This is a genomic window from Streptomyces sp. NPDC051963, from assembly GCF_044593495.1.
Taxonomy (GTDB): domain Bacteria; phylum Actinomycetota; class Actinomycetes; order Streptomycetales; family Streptomycetaceae; genus Streptomyces.
Genome location: NZ_JBIUCC010000008.1, coordinates 122,387 through 137,168, shown reverse-complemented (window position 1 = coordinate 137,168; position 14,782 = coordinate 122,387). Strand labels below are relative to the sequence as shown.

The window sequence follows — 14,782 nt, the reverse complement described above, 5'->3', positions numbered from 1 at the left end:
GATCAGTAGTGCCCTTGTATCTTCCCGACACTGAATCACAGCGCGCTGCTCACTCGGTACACAGGGTCAACAATTAATGGCTCCTGTGACTCAAGTCACAGCGAAACATGAACAATTGAGCGGTGTTTCTGCGTTTTTCCTGTGCGCTTACTGAACGCAAACTTTGTACGTCTGTGGAGAATGCGGAGGCGATTGCGACTCTGGTCCTAGGACCAGGCTCGGACCGACGCCCGATGCGCCGTACGCGCGCCGAAGATTAGCGTTTCCGCGTGCTGAACACTCCCCCTGCCACGACCCCGACCGCCCCCGCGTCCCTCGCCGGGCATGCTGAGGGGGTGAGCAACGACGAGTTCCGCGCAGCCATGTCCCGGCTTGCCGCGGGCGTGGTCCTGGTGACCGCACAGGAGCCCCCGCTCGACCCGGACGACCCCGCGTCGCCGAAGGTCGAGGACGTCGGCATGACGGCGACGGCCTTCATGTCGGTGTCCCTCGACCCGCCTCTGGTCCTGGTCAGCCTGCGCGACGGCTCCCGCATGGACGACCTGCTCGCCGAACAGCCCCTGTGGGCGGTCTCGGTCCTCTCCGAGAGTCAGCGCCACATCGCCGGCCGCTTCGCCATGAAGGGCCGCATCAGCGACCGGCTGCTCTTCGAAGACATCCCGTACGCCCGCGGCGAGGCGACCGGCGCCCCCCTCGTGCGCGGCGCCCTCGCCACCCTGGAGTGCCGCACGGAACAGCGCGTGCCCGCCGGGGACCACACCCTGGTGATCGGCCGCGTACTGACGGCCGCCGTACCGAGCGCGGACGGCGGCCCACTCGCGTATTTCCGGGGCCGGTACCGGCAGTTGGGGTGAGCGTGAATTCCCCCGGCGAAGTCGCGTACAGCCGCAAAGTCCGGTGCAGACGCGAAGTCCCGTACAGACGGCGGTTCGGACTTCGGTTCCGACTTACGTTCTGACTCCTGTTCAAATTTCCGTTCAGACGTCGAGCAGTGTGATGTCGAGTTCGGCGGCGCGTGCCGGATCGTCCGTGATGTCGATCACGGTGATCCGGTCGTGTGCGACCGTGAAGGTGAGCGTCCGCTCGGGGCGGCCGTCGACCAGGACGACGATGCCGGTGGCACCGCCGATGAGGGCGGGCCGTGCGACACGGGCGAGGTGGGCGTAGCTCGCCGCGCCGGCCGCCACCGCGGCGGCGCCCGTGAGCACACCGCCCTCGTGCCGCGCGACGACATCCGGGTCGAGGACCTCGACCAGCGCGTCGAAGTCGCCGTCCCGCGCGGCGGCCAGGAAGGCGTCGACGACCCGCCGCTGCCGGACCAGATCGGTGTCCGGGGCCTCGGCGCCCTGCACCCGCCGGCGGGCGCGACTGGCCAGCTGCCGGGCCGCGGTCGGCGTCCGCCCCACGATCGTGGCGACCTCCTCGAACGGCACCGCGAACAGATCGTGCAGCACGAACGCCAGCCGCTCGGCGGGCGTCAGCGTCTCCAGTACGACGAGCAGCGCGGCGCCCACCGAGTCGGCGAGCAGCGCGTCCCGCTCGGGGTCCGGCGCCACGTCCGCCGGCACGGGCGCGCCGGAGTCGAGGGGCTGCTCGGCACGGGACTTGCGGGAGCGCAGCATGTCGAGGCAGACCCGGCCGACGACGGTCGTCAGCCAGCCCCCGAGGTTGTCGACCTGGCCGGTGTCGGACCGGCTCAGCCGGAACCACGCCTCCTGCACCGCGTCCTCAGCCTCGGCCCGGGAGCCGAGCATGCGGTAGGCGACGGCATGGAGGTGACTTCGATGGGACTCGAAGCGCTCGGCGAGGAACTCACTGCTGTGCGGCGCGTCGGTCATGGTCGGGCCCCTCGTATCGCGGTCGGTCGACACGAACATGACGGACGGCGGGCGGAAAACGTGACAGCCGTCGCCGACCGGCTCAGGACCAGTCCCGCCCGGACCGCCCCCGCTTGGTGTCCGACCGTGCCTTCTTCTCGCGCAGCCGCCGCTCGTTGATGCCGCGCGGGATACGGGTCGCCCGGCGCGGCTTGGGCGGCGGCGCGGTGGCCTCCGCCAGCAACGCTGCCAGGCGTACGGCGGCGGTCTCGCGGTTGCGCCACTGGGAGCGGTGCTCGGAGGACCGTACGGTGACGACGCCGTCGACGAGCCGGGCGGCCAGCCGCTCCAGGGCCCGTAGCTTCCACACCTCGGGCAGCGCCTCGGTCTTCGCCAGGTCGAAGCGCAGCTCCACCTGGGAGTCGCTGGTGTTCACGTGCTGTCCGCCCGGCCCCGACGACCGCGAGAAACGCCACATGAGCTCGGCCTCGGGCAGGGAGACGGAGCCGCGGATGGGATAGGGACCGGACATGGCTCCATGGTCGCGTCCCTGTCCGGTCCACGTCACCCGAATATCCCGACGTCCCGGGTAAAGAAAGTAAAGCGACCTGGAACCTCGCGTACCCTCCCGGCGTTCATAGGGGTAGCTGTAGCGTTCTTGCCGTACGTAAACGAGGGAAGGGACTCCCAAACAATGGCTGTAAGCCTGTCCAAGGGTGGCAACGTCTCGCTCACCAAGGAGGCTCCGGGCCTGACCGCCGTCACCGTGGGTCTCGGCTGGGACGTCCGCACCACCACCGGCACGGACTTCGACCTCGACGCCTCCGCCATCGCGGTCAACCCCCAGGGCAAGGTCTACTCCGACGCCCACTTCATCTTCTTCAACAACAAGCAGACGCCGGACAGCACCATCGTCCACACCGGCGACAACCGCACGGGCGAGGGCGCGGGCGACGACGAGGCGATCAACGTCAACCTGGCCGCCCTCCCGGCCGACATCGAAAAGATCGTCTTCCCGGTGTCCATCTACGACGCCGAGAACCGCACGCAGAACTTCGGCCAGGTGCGCAACGCCTACATCCGCATCATCAACCAGGCCGGCGGCGCCGAGATCGCGCGCTACGACCTGTCGGAGGACGCGGCCACGGAGACGGCGATGGTCTTCGGCGAGCTCTACCGCAACGGCGCCGAGTGGAAGTTCCGCGCGGTGGGCCAGGGCTACGCCTCGGGTCTCGTGGGGATCGCGCAGGACTTCGGTGTGAACGTCTGAGAGACGCACTGACTCACGGAGCCCCCGGCCTTCCGAGGCCGGGGGCTCCGTCGTCTTCGGCGGCAGAGCCGCACGAATGAAAGGTGCTACTCCAGAGGGTGGGTCCGGTGCGGGTTGGCCGCGGTCCCGGCCACCGCTCCTCGATGATCTTGGGCGTCTGCTTGTGCCCGATCCTGCCGAGGAGCGGAAGTGTCACCTCGCCCTGCCCGGTCCGCGCCGCGTTCCCGACTGCTCACCTGGTTGACCGCCGTCGGCGCGATCACAGCCCTGGCACTCGGTTGCCCGGGTACGTCGGTCGCGGCCGACCGCCCGAACCCGCCCGTGAGTGCGGACGTCCCGGCCCCCGCGGCCTTCCTCCGCGGAACGCTCCAGCCGGACGTCTCACCGCCGGGGGCGAACGACTGGAAGTGCCGGCCCACCGCCGCGCACCCCCGCCCCGTCGTCCTGCTGCACGCGACCTGGACGAACGCCCACATGAACTGGAGTGGGTTGTCCCCTCTGCTCAAGCGGGCCGGGTACTGCGTCTTCGCGCCGAACTACGGCGGCCAACCGGGAGTCCCGTTCAAGGGCTCGCAGCACATCCCCGACTCCGCCCGCGATATCGCCCGATACGTGGACCGGGTCCTCGACGCCACCGGCGCCCGTCAGGTCGACCTGGTGGGGCACTCTCAGGGCGGCGGCGTGCTGCCCCGCTGGTACCTGCGGTTCGAGGGGGGTACGAACCCCGCGAATCCAGCGAAGAACAAGGTGCGCCGGTTCATCGGCCTGGCCCCGTCCAACCACGGCGCCGGCGCTTCCGGCCTGGGCAACCTCTCCACCGCCCTCGGCCTCAACTCGACGGTCTCCCTCGTGCTGGGACAGGCGTACGCGGACCAGATGCCCGGGTCCCGGGTGAACACCACGCTCGACCGGGACGGCGACACACAACCAGGGGTCGACTACACCACGATCGTCACCCGCTACGACGAGGTCGTCACGCCCTACCGCAACCAGTTCCTCAAGGCAGGGCCGGGCGCGACCGTACGGAACATCCTGCTCCAGGAGATCTGCCCCCAGGACCTGTCCGAACACATCTCGATCGCCTACGACTCCAACGCCCTCCAACTCGTCCGCAACACCCTCGACCCCGCCCACGCAAAGCCGGTGCACTGCCGCCTCTCGGCACCCCTCATCGGCGGCTGAGCCACCCGGGACCTCATACGATGGGCCGGTGCATGACACGGTCGTACTGCATGTGGACGCGACGACGTCCGCACCCGCCCTCGTTCTCCGCCCCTGGTGCCCGGCGGACGTCGACGCACTGGTCGAGGTGGGCCGGGATCTGGTGGTGCGCCGCTGGACGAGCTTCGACGTGGAGAACGCCGCCGACGCACTCCAGTGGGTCCGGGCCCAGGAGCAGGGCTGGGCGGCGGGCGACCGGTTCGGCTTCGCGGTCCTGGAAACGCAACCCGGAGTCGATCGGCGGCAGTTGGCCGGGTACGTGGTCCTCAAGGAAGTGGCACCCGGCAAGCCCTCGGCCGAGGTCGGCTACTGGACCGCGGCCCACGCTCGCGGACGCGGAGTGGCGCCCCGCGCTCTGGAAGCGCTCACCGGATGGGCCTTCGACGACCTGGGCGCCGACCACCTCACACGCCTGGAACTTCTGCACCAGGTCGACAACTCGGCCTCGTGCCGGGTCGCGCACAAGAGCCGCTACGACTTCGAGCGCGTCCTGCCCGCCGCGCCGTCGGCCTTCCCGCACGACGGCCATCTGCACACACGGCACAGGGACGACTGACCGCCGCCGGCAGTGCCGGTAGAACTCCCGGGCCACGTATGCCACGACGGCCGGCACGATCCACCAGGGCGCCGCGGCAGCTCACGCAACCCGGGGAAATCTCGCCTGCAACGTCCAGATCGCCGGATTCTCCGCGAGGTCGTCATGCAGATCGCACAGGTCCGCGATCAGGTCATGGAGAAAGTCCCGCGCCTCCCGCCGCAGCTCCGCGTGGGAGAAGTTCAGCGGTTTCTCGTCCGCCGGCATCCAGTCGGCCTCGATGTCCACCCATCCGAAGCGGCGCTCGAAGAGCAGCCGGTCGGTGGACTCGGTGAAGTCGAGTTCGGCGTGCTGGGGCCGGGAGGCCCGGGACCCCGCCGGATCGCGGTCGATCCGCTCCGCGATGTCGCACAGCGCCCACGCGAAGTCCAGCACCGGCACCCATCCCCAGGCTGTGGACAACTCCCGGTCCGCCTTGGTGTCGGCGAGATAGACGTCCCCGCAGAACAGGTCGTGCCGCAGCGCACGGACGTCCGCACGGCGGTAGTCGGTCTGGGGCGGGTCGGGGAAACGGGTGGAAAGGGCGTAGCCGATGTCGAGCACGTACGCGATGTTGTCATGACCCGCCTAGGATCACTGACGTGTCCCGATCTGCACCCGTTGTCCCGACCTGCGTCCTCGCCCTGCTCTCCCTCGCCCTGACCTCGTGCGGCAGCGGGGTCACCGGCACCCCCGGCGGTTCGGGCGTGCGCGACCCGTACTTTCCCAAGGCGGGCAACGACGGCTACGACGTCACGCACTACGGCCTCACCCTCGACTACACCCCCGAGGCGCAGCACCTCTCCGGCACCGCCGAGATCACGGCCACGGCCACACAGGACCTCTCGGCCTTCGACCTCGACTTCGAGGGCATGGACGTCGAGGCCGTCACCGTGGACTCCGAGAGCGCCCGCTTCAACCGCGCCGGCCAGGAACTGACCGTCCGCCCTCGCCACGACCTGGCCGACGGGAACACCTTCCGCGTCACCGTCCGCTACTCCGGCGCACCCGAGACGCTCACCGACCCGGACGGCTCGGAGGAGGGCTGGCTGCCCACCGCGGACGGCGCCCTGGCGCTCGGCGAGCCGACGGGGTCCATGGCCTGGTTCCCCGGCAGTCACCACCCGTCCGACAAGGCGACGTACGACCTCGAAGTGACCGTGCCGAAGGGCCTGGAGGCCGTCTCCAACGGGGAGTTGACCAACGAGACGAGCACGGATCGCCGTACGACCTTCACCTGGCACACCGCGGAGCCGATGGCGAGCCACGTCGCCATGCTCGCCGTCGGCGACTACGACATCAGCCGCAGCACCGTCGCGGGCGATCTGCCGGTGTACACCGCCGTGGACCCCGACCAGGCCGCGGCGAGCCGGGAGGTACTGGCGGAGCTCCCCGAGATCATGGAGTGGGCCGAGTACAACTTCGGCCCGTACCCCTTCTCCTCCACCGGAGCGATCGTCGAGCGCGAGGACGACGTCGACTACGCCCTGGAGACCCAGAACCGCCCCGTCTTCCCCGGCGCCCCCAGCACGGAACTCCTCGTCCACGAACTCGCCCACCAGTGGTACGGCGACTCCGTCTCCCCGAAGACCTGGCGGGACATGTGGCTCAACGAGGGCTTCGCGACCTATGCGGAGTGGCTGTATCAGGAGGACCACGACGGGGACACCGCCCAGCAGATCTTCGACGCGCTCTACGACGGCGAGTACTACGACGACGCCGAGGACAACGAGGCGATCTGGGACTTCCCGCCCGCGAAGCCGACCGACGCCGCGCACATCTCCGACCCCCCGGTCTACGAACGTGGCGCGATGGTCCTGCACAAGATCCGGCAGACGGTCGGCGACGACACGTTCTACGAGATCATCCAGGGCTGGGCCGCCACCCACCGCCACGGCAACGCGGACACCGACGACTTCACGGAGTACGTCGAGCAGAAGGCACCGGGCAAGGACTTCACGCGGATCTGGCAGGAGTGGCTGTACGGGGAGGGCAGGCCGGACCAGCCCTGACGCCATACGATGGGATTCCCCCGCAAACGGCGACAAATGTACCTCCACTCTGGCCCCCGTACCCCGCTCGGAGAGGTGCTGCACGTGCGATCCATATGGAACGGCGCCATCTCGTTCGGCCTGGTCAGCATCCCGATCAAGCTGGTGAACGCCACCGAGAGCCACTCGATCTCCTTCCGCCAGATCCACACGGAGGACGGCGGCCGCATCCGCTACCGCAAGGTCTGCGAACTGGAGGACCGCGAGGTCACACAGGCGGAGATCGGCAAGGCGTACGAGGACGCGGACGGCTCGCTCATCCCGATCACCGACGAGGACCTGGCCTCCCTCCCGCTGCCCACCGCCAAGACGATCGAGATCGTGGCGTTCGTGCCGGACGACCGGATCGACCCGCTCCAGATGGACGCCGCGTACTACCTCGCGGCGAGCGGCGCCCCGGCCGCCAAGCCGTACACGCTGCTGCGCGAGGCACTCAAACGGAGCAACAAGGTCGCCATCGCGAAATTCGCCCTGCGGGGGCGGGAGCGGCTGGGCATGCTGCGGGTGGTCGGCGACGCGATCGCCATGCACGGGCTGCTCTGGCCGGACGAGGTCCGCGAGCCCGAGGGCGTCGCTCCCGACGCCGGCGTCACGGTCCGCGACAAGGAGCTCGACCTCGCGGACGCCCTGATGGACACCCTCGGCGAGGTCGACCTGGACGATCTGCACGACGAGTACCGCGAGGCCGTCGAGGAGGTCATCTCCGCGAAGGTCGCCGGCGAGGCGCCGCCCGAGGCCCCCGAACCCGCGAAGGGCGGCAAGGTCCTGGACCTGATGGCCGCCCTGGAGAAGAGCGTGCGGGACGCGAAGGAGTCCCGCGGTGAGGAGCCGGCGGAGGAAGCCGCCGAGGTCAGACGCCTCCCGGCCCGCAAGTCCGCCCGCACCGCGCCCAAGCAGCCCGCCGGAAGGAAGTCGACCAGCAAGAAGACGGCCGCCAAGAAGACAGCGGCCTCCGCGAAAAAGACGACGGCCAAGACGACGTCCACGTCGACGTCCAAGTCGACGGCAAAGTCGACGCAGGCCGCGAAGAAGTCGACGACCGCCAAGAGCACGGCGAAGAAGACACCGGCCAAGAAGACGTCGGCTCGGAAGCGGACGGCCTGAGCGGAGCCGAGCGGCCCAGCCCTACAGCTCCTTGCGCAGCACCGCGCACGGACGGGCGAGGCGGCGGTCCTCACGGTGGCCGATGGTCTCGTAGCCGAGGGCCGTCCAGAAGGCGAGGGCCCTCGGGTTGTTGTCGAGGACCGCGAGCCGTACGGCGGTGCGGCCCTCGACGCGGAAACGGTCCTCGACCAGGGAGGCCAGTCGGCGTCCGTATCCCCGGCGTTGTGCCGTCGCGTCCACCATCAGCAGCCCGATCCACGGGTCCGGGTCCGCCGGGTCCGGGTGGTGGACGAGTGTGATCGCCACCCCGACCAGCGCGCCCTCGCTCCTCGCCAGCAGCACCTCCGCTTCCGGATTCGCCAACTCTTCGGCCAGCGACACCGCCACCTGTTCCGGGCGGATGTCGTCCGGGTCGGGGAAGTCGCCGCTGAGGGCCTGGAACTCGCGGTTCGAGGCGTACAGGGCCGTGAGTTCGGTCAGGAGCGGGGCGGGGATGTCGCGGTCGGGGGTGAGGGGGAGGGAGTCCAGGATCACGCCGGGCAACCTATCGCGGAGCCGCTCTCCCTCCACCACCCGAACCTCCGGCTCCCCCGTCACCCCTCCACCCGAATCCCCAGCTCCCCCGCCAGCAACCAAGCCAGATCCACCAGTTGCCCCGAGCTGATCACCGCCCCCGACAGCCGGTCCACACCCCGGGCGATGCCCAGCTCCGCCGCGTCCCTCAGGTCGACGTCCGTCATCGTCGCCGAGGTGAGGTCCGCTTCCTTCAGGACGCAGCCCGGGAACTCCACCCGCTCCAGACGGGCACCGCCGAAGTCCGGTTCGACCAGGACGCAGTTCTCGAAGACGACGTCTCTGAGGCGGGCGGCGCGCAGATTCAGGTAGTCGATCTTGCCGCCGCGGATGACGACCCGTTCCAGAACGGCGCCGTGCAGCTGGGTCCCGCCGAGCCGTGCGTCCCGTAGCTCGACATCGCGCAGGGTCGCCTCCGCGAGGTCCGTGCCGACGCCGCGCGGGGCCGTGAGAACCGAGTCGAGGAAGCGGGCGTGGTGCAGTCGCGTCTCGTCCAGCGCGCAGCCCGTCAGCGTGCAGTCCATGAAGCGGGCGCCCCCGCCGTCCTGCCCGGCGAAGTCGGCATCCAGGAACTCCAGGCCGTCGTAGTCCCCGTCCGGCTCCAACTCCCCGCCGACGTACGGCTCCAGCACCGGCAGCCGCACCTCCGGCCGCCGCGCACCCTTGACGACCCCTGCCTTCTTGGCCACGCCCTGTCTCCCGTCCCGTCCCGCCCGTCACACCCGCGTCACAGGCCATGGTGCACCCGACCACTGACAACCTCTCTGACCTGCACAAACTCATCAGCCAAGGCGGTCATGTCACATTCCGGGGCCCTCCCACCGTCCTATGCACAGCAACGCGTCCCATGCACAGCAACACAGAGAAAAGGCGACCCCAAACAAGGGAGACCCCAGCCATGCACCGCATCACCGTCATCGGCGGCGGCTTCGCCGGACTCACCGCCGCCATCACCGCCGCCGAGGCGGGCGCCAAGGTCACCGTGCACGAAGCCCATCACACCCTCGGCGGGCGAGCGCGGACCGCGGAGGGGCCGTACCGGACGAACGAAGGCCCGCACGCCCTCTACAACGGCGGCCCGCACTGGGCCTGGCTCCGGCAGCGCGACCTCATCGGGCCACTCGCCCCGATCCCGCCCCTGGAGGCCGCCCGGCTGCGGCTGAAACACCACGGCGTACTGCGCCGGACCCCGCCCTTCGCCCTGCTCAAGCTGCTCCGCCGCAGCGCCCGACAGGCGCCGGTCGACGTCGACTTCATGACCTGGGCCGAGCAGGAGGCGGGCGAGGAGGGAGCGCGGGCCGCCGCGCACTACTCCGCCGTCGCCCTCTTCCATCACGACCCGGGCAGCCTGTCCGCCGCGTTCGTGCAGGAGCGGCTGCGGCGGGCCACGAAGCTGCCGCCGGAGGCGCAGTATCCACGCGGCGGCTGGGCCACCCTCATCGACCGGATGGCCGCCCGGGCGTGGAATCTGGGCGTGCGGATGGAAACGCTGTCCCGGGTCGGCACGCTCCCCACGGACGCACCGGTCGTCGTCGCCACCTCCCTCGACGCCGCCCGCCGCCTGCTCAAGGACGACTCCCTGACGTGGCCGAGCGGGCGTACGGCGCTCATCGACCTCGCGCTGCGGACCCGGCGCGGGGACGCCTTCGTCGTCTCCGACCTCGACTCCCCCGGCTGGCTGGAGCGGTTCACCGCACAGGACCGGTCGCTCGCGCCGGCCGGTGAGCAGCTCATCCAGGGGCAGATCCCGATCGCCCCGCACGAGTCCCGGACCGACGGCATCGCCCGCGCCGAGGGACTGCTCGACCTCGCCTTCGAGGGCTGGCGCGAACGCGTCACCTGGCGGAGCGAGGCCGTGGCGAACGGCCGTACCGGCGCCGTCGACCTGCCCGGCACCAGCTGGCGCGACCGGCCCGCCGTGGACCGCGGCGACGGTGTCTACCTCGCCGGCGACCAGGTCGCCGCCCCGGGCGTGCTGTCCGAGGTCTCCTTCAACAGCGCGCTCACCGCGGTCTCGCTCGCCCTCGGCCGGAGCGCGCTCGACCTCAAACAGGCCTGAGGCCGGGCCTGGAACCCCCTTGACCTCAAGCAAACTTGAGGTTGAAGAGTGGGCGTCATACCGAGCGATCACCCAGGGAGCCCGCCATGCACGCCATCCGTCTGCACACCTTCGGGCCGGCCGAGAACCTCACCTATGAAGAGGTCGCAGACCCGCGGCCGGGCCCGGGCCAGGTCCGTATCGCCGTCGCGGCGGCCGGAGTCCACCTCCTCGACACCGCGCTGCGGCAGGGCATGCAGGGCCCGCTGCCCGCACCCCCGACGCTCCCCACCGTCCCCGGCCGCGAGGTCGCCGGGGTGATCGAGTCCCTCGGGGACGGCGTCGCCGCGCTGTGGCTGGGCAGGCGCGTGGTCGCCCACCTCGGATTCGCGCCCGGAGGGTACGCCGAGCTGGCCGTCACCGATGTCGACCGCGTCCATGAGATCCCCGAGCGCCTGGACTTCGCGCAGGCCGTCGCCATGATCGGCACGGGCCGTACGACGATGGGGATCCTCCAGTTCACCGAGCTGGGCCCGGACTCGGTGGCCGTGATCCCGGCCGCCGCCGGCGGTATCGGCACCCTGCTCGTGCAGTACGCGCGAGCCGCCGGCGCCACCGTGATCGGCCTGGCGGGCGGCCCGGAGAAGACCGCGCGCGTGGCGGCGAACGGCGCCGACCTCGCCGTCGACTACAAGGACCCCGCCTGGCCCGACAAGGTCCGTGCCTTCCTGGGCGGACGGGCCACCACCGTCGTCTTCGACGGGGTGGGTGGCGATGTCGCCCGTGCGGCCGTCGACCTGCTCGGGCCGGGCGGGCAGCACCTCGTCTTCGGCTGGTCCGGCGAGGGACTCCAGGACGGCGCGGCGTACGTCGTCGAAGGGGTGACCGAGCAGGTCCTCGGGCCCGTGATGATGCGGAAGGCGGGCGGCCCGAACCCCGTACGCACCCTCGAACTGCGCGCCCTCGCCGAAGCCGCCGAGGGCCGCCTCACCCCGGCCGTGCAGCGCTTCCCGCTCGCCGAGGCGGCCGCCGCGCACCGGGCGCTGGAGAGCCGCGGGACCACCGGAAAGGTCGTACTGGAACCATGAACAGGAAGAAGTCCGACGCGGACGCGATACAGGACGCCGATGCGATTCAGGATGCAGATGCGACACCGGGCGAACCATGGTCTGCCGGCCGGATGAGCGTCACCCGGACAGGTGAAGCCACGGGCGCCGACCCCCGCCGCTGGTGGGGCCTGGTGGTCATCGCCCTCGCTCAGCTGATGGTCGTCCTCGACGCGACCATCGTGAACATCGCGCTCCCTTCCGCGCAGAGCGATCTGGGGATGACGGACGCCAACCGCCAGTGGGTGATCACCGCCTACACCCTGGCCTTCGGCGGGCTGCTGCTGCTCGGCGGCCGCATCGCCGACCTGGTGGGCCGCAAGCGCACCTTCGTGATCGGGCTGGTCGGCTTCGCCGCCGCCTCCGCGTTCGGCGGTGCGGCCACCACCGCGGGCATGCTGTTCGGCGCCCGTGCGCTCCAGGGCGTCTTCGCCGCCGTACTGGCCCCCTCCGCGCTGTCCCTGCTCACCACCACGTTCACCGACCCGAAGGAGCGGGCGAAGGCCTTCGGGATCTACGGCGCCATCGCGGGCAGCGGATCGGCGATCGGGTTCATCGTCGGCGGGCTGCTCACCGAGTACCTGGACTGGCGCTGGTGTCTGTACGTCAACGTGCCCATCGCCATCGCCGCCGTCTTCGGCGCGCTAGCCCTGCTCCACGACCGGCCCGCCCACTCGGGCGCCCGCCTCGACGTGCCGGGTGTGCTGCTGGGCTGCGGCGGCCTGGTCGCGATCGTGTACGCCTTCAGCGAGGCCCAGCCGCGCGGCTGGACGGACGGTCTGGTGCTGGCCCTGTTCGCGGTGGGCGTCGTGCTCCTGGCCGCCTTCGTGTGGTGGCAAAACCGCGCGCCCATGCCGCTGCTGCCGCTGCACATCATCAAGGACCGCAACCGCGCCGGCTGCTTCCTGACCATGGCGCTCGCGGTGATCGGCATGTTCGGGCTGTTCCTGTTCATGACCTACTACCTCCAGGTCATCCTCGGCTACTCGCCCGTGCGGACCGGCCTGGCCTTCCTGCCGCTGACCGCCGCGATCATCGTCGGCTCCACCCAGATCTCGGCCCGGCTGCTGGAGCACGTCGCGCCGCGCATGCTAATGGTCCCCGGCATGATCCTCGCGGCCGGCGGCATGCTGATCCTCACACAGATGACGGTGGACTCGGCCTACACCACCGAGATCCTCCCCGCACTGCTCCTGATGGGCCTCGGCATGGGCCTGACCTTCATGCCGGTGTTCGCGACGGCGACCGCGGGCATCGCCCCGCAGGACTCCGGCGTGACCTCGGCGACCGTCAACACCTCGCAGCAGGTGGGCGGTTCGATCGGTACGGCCCTGCTCAACACGATCGCCACCACGAGCAGCGCGGCCTACGTCACCGCCCACCTCACCAACCCCTCCCAGCGGGACCTGGTGGTACGGGAGGGCATCGTCCACGGCTACACGGTCGCCATCTGGTGGGCCGTCGGCATCATGCTGCTGGCCGGCCTGATCGCAGGCCTCATGGTCACGGCGAAGGCCCCCAAACACGGCACCCCGGCCAGCACCCCGGTACCGGAACCGGTGCCCTGAGAACGCGGAGAGGGGCCCACCGGACCGCGGAGCCCCTCTCCGTCCAACCTCGCTCAGCTCACCGCCCGGCGACGCGATCCGCGAACCGTGCCAGTCGGGACGACTCCGCGCTGTGGCTCGTAGCCTCTCGGCGGTCCGCCGCCCGATACGTGGCGTACATGCCGTGCACGCCCAGCCAGCGCAGCGGCTCCGGCTCCCACTTGCGTACCTTGTGGCCGACCCACGGCAGGTCGGTGAGGTCGGTCCGGCTGCCCTGGCCCGAGTCCTGCTGGACCAGGTCCCGCAGGGTCCGCGCGGCGAGGTTCGCGGTGGCGACGCCCGAGCCGACGTAGCCGCCCGCCCAGCCGATCCCCGTCGACCGGTCCAGCGTGACGGTCGCGCACCAGTCGCGCGGCACGCCCAGCACACCCGACCAGGCATGCTCGATCCGCACCCCGGCCAGCGACGGGAAGAACCGCACGAGGACCTCCCGCAGCGCCTCGATCGTCGCCGCCTGTGTCCGCCCGTCGTTGTCGGTCCGCGATCCGAAGCGGTACGGCACCCCGCGCCCGCCCAGTGCGATCCGTCCGTCGGCGGTGCGCTGCGCGTACATATAGGCGTGCGCCATGTCGCCGAGCGTCTCCCGGCCGTCCCAGCCGACCGACGCCCACTGCTCGTCGGTGAGCGGCTCGGTCGCGATCATGGAGGAGTTCATGGGCAGCCAGGTGCGCTTCTGACCCTTCAGACCGGCCGTGAACCCCTCGGTGCAGCGCAGCACATACGGCGCCCGGACGGTCCCGTACGGCGTCACCGCATGCTTCGGCCGTATCTCCGCCACCGGCGTCCGCTCGTGAATGACCACCCCGAGCGCCTCGACGGCCGCCGCCAGCCCCTTCACCAGCTTCACCGGATGCACCCGCGCCCCATGGGGCGTCCAGCTCGACCCGACGGCATCCATCACCCGGATCCGCTCGGCGGTCTCACGGGCGCCGTACAGCTCGCGGTCCTTCTCGCCGTACGACAGCTCGTGCTCATGGAAGGCCTTCAGCCGCGCCAACTGCGCGGGGGTGACGGCGACTTCGAGCACGCCGCCCTGGCGGACGTCCGCCTCGATGCCTTCCGCCGCGGCCACCGCGACGACCTCGCCGACGGTGGCGTTCATGGCCTGCTGAAGTCGTACGGCGGCCTCGTGGCCGTGCAGTTTCGCGTACCGGTCGCGCCCCGCGATCCCGTTGTACAGCCACCCGCCGTTCCGCCCGGAGGCCCCGTACCCGCAGAACTTCTGCTCCAGGACGGTGATACGGAGGAAGGGCGCCGCCTTCTTCAGGTAGTACGCGGTCCACAGTCCCGTGTACCCGCCGCCGACGATCACGACATCCGCCGACGCGTCCCTGGCGAGCGGCTCCCGCACCGCCGGGATGCCGTCGTCCGCGTACCAGAAGGAGATACCGCCGTTCACGGCACCGCTTGAGCTGCTCATG

Annotated in this window: 15 protein-coding genes; 9 read left to right on the top strand and 6 right to left on the bottom strand. The window is 70.6% G+C overall.

Annotation, left to right across the window (positions count from 1 at the left end; genetic code table 11):
• Positions 1-269: 269 nt before the first annotated feature.
• Entirely contained in the window at positions 270-854 is a 585-nt protein-coding gene (locus tag ACIHFB_RS32025) for a flavin reductase family protein (protein WP_365275537.1), read from the top strand.
• A gap of 123 nt (positions 855-977) precedes the next feature.
• Here the strand turns inward: ACIHFB_RS32025 and ACIHFB_RS32020 are convergent, their stop codons facing one another.
• Positions 978-1,838 carry a sigma-70 family RNA polymerase sigma factor gene (locus ACIHFB_RS32020; protein ID WP_400128782.1) on the bottom strand — a complete coding sequence of 287 codons (861 nt, stop codon included), beginning with the start codon at positions 1,836-1,838 and terminating at the stop codon, positions 978-980.
• Positions 1,839-1,920: 82 nt separating this feature from the next.
• Positions 1,921-2,349, bottom strand: a complete 429-nt coding sequence (gene arfB / locus ACIHFB_RS32015; protein ID WP_365275533.1) for an alternative ribosome rescue aminoacyl-tRNA hydrolase ArfB — start codon at positions 2,347-2,349, stop codon at positions 1,921-1,923.
• A 162-nt stretch (positions 2,350-2,511) separates the two neighbouring features.
• Between arfB and ACIHFB_RS32010 the strand changes: the two genes are divergently transcribed.
• From ACIHFB_RS32010 to ACIHFB_RS32000, 3 genes are all read left to right on the top strand, one after another.
• Positions 2,512-3,087, top strand: a complete 576-nt coding sequence (locus tag ACIHFB_RS32010; protein WP_365275530.1) for a TerD family protein — start codon at positions 2,512-2,514, stop codon at positions 3,085-3,087.
• Between the two features lie 189 nt (positions 3,088-3,276).
• A complete protein-coding gene (locus ACIHFB_RS32005; protein ID WP_400128781.1) occupies positions 3,277-4,269 on the top strand; it encodes an esterase/lipase family protein in 993 nt (330 codons plus the stop codon).
• A 28-nt stretch (positions 4,270-4,297) separates the two neighbouring features.
• The gene (locus ACIHFB_RS32000; RefSeq protein ID WP_400128780.1) at positions 4,298-4,864 is read left to right on the top strand and encodes a GNAT family N-acetyltransferase; all 567 of its coding nucleotides are present in this window, start codon (positions 4,298-4,300) and stop codon (positions 4,862-4,864) included.
• A gap of 81 nt (positions 4,865-4,945) precedes the next feature.
• Here the strand turns inward: ACIHFB_RS32000 and ACIHFB_RS31995 are convergent, their stop codons facing one another.
• Positions 4,946-5,446 carry a hypothetical protein gene (locus ACIHFB_RS31995; RefSeq protein ID WP_365275522.1) on the bottom strand — a complete coding sequence of 167 codons (501 nt, stop codon included), beginning with the start codon at positions 5,444-5,446 and terminating at the stop codon, positions 4,946-4,948.
• Between the two features lie 38 nt (positions 5,447-5,484).
• On the opposite strand from ACIHFB_RS31995, the gene ACIHFB_RS31990 reads away from it, so the two are divergent.
• Positions 5,485-6,894 (top strand): M1 family metallopeptidase, encoded by a 1,410-nt coding sequence (locus ACIHFB_RS31990; RefSeq protein ID WP_365275519.1) that lies wholly within the window; start codon positions 5,485-5,487, stop codon positions 6,892-6,894.
• A 75-nt stretch (positions 6,895-6,969) separates the two neighbouring features.
• Positions 6,970-8,037, top strand: coding sequence for a Ku protein (locus tag ACIHFB_RS31985; protein ID WP_400128779.1), 1,068 nt, complete (start codon positions 6,970-6,972; stop codon positions 8,035-8,037).
• 21 nt (positions 8,038-8,058) lie between these two features.
• Here the strand turns inward: ACIHFB_RS31985 and ACIHFB_RS31980 are convergent, their stop codons facing one another.
• On the bottom strand, positions 8,059-8,571 hold the full coding sequence (locus tag ACIHFB_RS31980; RefSeq protein ID WP_400128778.1) for a GNAT family N-acetyltransferase: 513 nt from the start codon (positions 8,569-8,571) through the stop codon (positions 8,059-8,061).
• A gap of 59 nt (positions 8,572-8,630) precedes the next feature.
• A complete protein-coding gene (locus ACIHFB_RS31975; protein ID WP_400128777.1) occupies positions 8,631-9,299 on the bottom strand; it encodes a pentapeptide repeat-containing protein in 669 nt (222 codons plus the stop codon).
• Between the two features lie 209 nt (positions 9,300-9,508).
• On the opposite strand from ACIHFB_RS31975, the gene ACIHFB_RS31970 reads away from it, so the two are divergent.
• The 3 genes from ACIHFB_RS31970 (at position 9,509) to ACIHFB_RS31960 (ending at position 13,322) form a co-directional block, all read left to right on the top strand.
• The gene (locus ACIHFB_RS31970; RefSeq protein WP_400128776.1) at positions 9,509-10,669 is read left to right on the top strand and encodes an NAD(P)-binding protein; all 1,161 of its coding nucleotides are present in this window, start codon (positions 9,509-9,511) and stop codon (positions 10,667-10,669) included.
• An 86-nt stretch (positions 10,670-10,755) separates the two neighbouring features.
• On the top strand, positions 10,756-11,736 hold the full coding sequence (locus tag ACIHFB_RS31965; protein WP_400128775.1) for a zinc-binding dehydrogenase: 981 nt from the start codon (positions 10,756-10,758) through the stop codon (positions 11,734-11,736).
• A gap of 92 nt (positions 11,737-11,828) precedes the next feature.
• Positions 11,829-13,322: an MFS transporter gene (locus ACIHFB_RS31960; protein WP_365275501.1), complete on the top strand. Its 1,494-nt coding sequence runs from the start codon at positions 11,829-11,831 to the stop codon at positions 13,320-13,322.
• Between the two features lie 58 nt (positions 13,323-13,380).
• Here ACIHFB_RS31960 and ACIHFB_RS31955 read toward each other — a convergent pair whose 3' ends face one another.
• Entirely contained in the window at positions 13,381-14,781 is a 1,401-nt protein-coding gene (locus ACIHFB_RS31955; RefSeq protein WP_400128774.1) for an NAD(P)/FAD-dependent oxidoreductase, read from the bottom strand.
• Between the last annotated feature and the right edge of the window lies 1 nt (position 14,782).

Coding starts and splice junctions, on each gene's coding strand:
- ACIHFB_RS32020 (WP_400128782.1), bottom strand. CDS start 1,838: ATGACCGACGCGCCGCACAGCAGTGAGTTCCTCGCCGAGCGCTTCGAG.
- arfB (WP_365275533.1), bottom strand. CDS start 2,349: ATGTCCGGTCCCTATCCCATCCGCGGCTCCGTCTCCCTGCCCGAGGCC.
- ACIHFB_RS32010 (WP_365275530.1), top strand. CDS start 2,512: ATGGCTGTAAGCCTGTCCAAGGGTGGCAACGTCTCGCTCACCAAGGAG.
- ACIHFB_RS31970 (WP_400128776.1), top strand. CDS start 9,509: ATGCACCGCATCACCGTCATCGGCGGCGGCTTCGCCGGACTCACCGCC.
- ACIHFB_RS31965 (WP_400128775.1), top strand. CDS start 10,756: ATGCACGCCATCCGTCTGCACACCTTCGGGCCGGCCGAGAACCTCACC.
- ACIHFB_RS31960 (WP_365275501.1), top strand. CDS start 11,829: ATGAGCGTCACCCGGACAGGTGAAGCCACGGGCGCCGACCCCCGCCGC.
- ACIHFB_RS31955 (WP_400128774.1), bottom strand. CDS start 14,781: ATGAGCAGCTCAAGCGGTGCCGTGAACGGCGGTATCTCCTTCTGGTAC.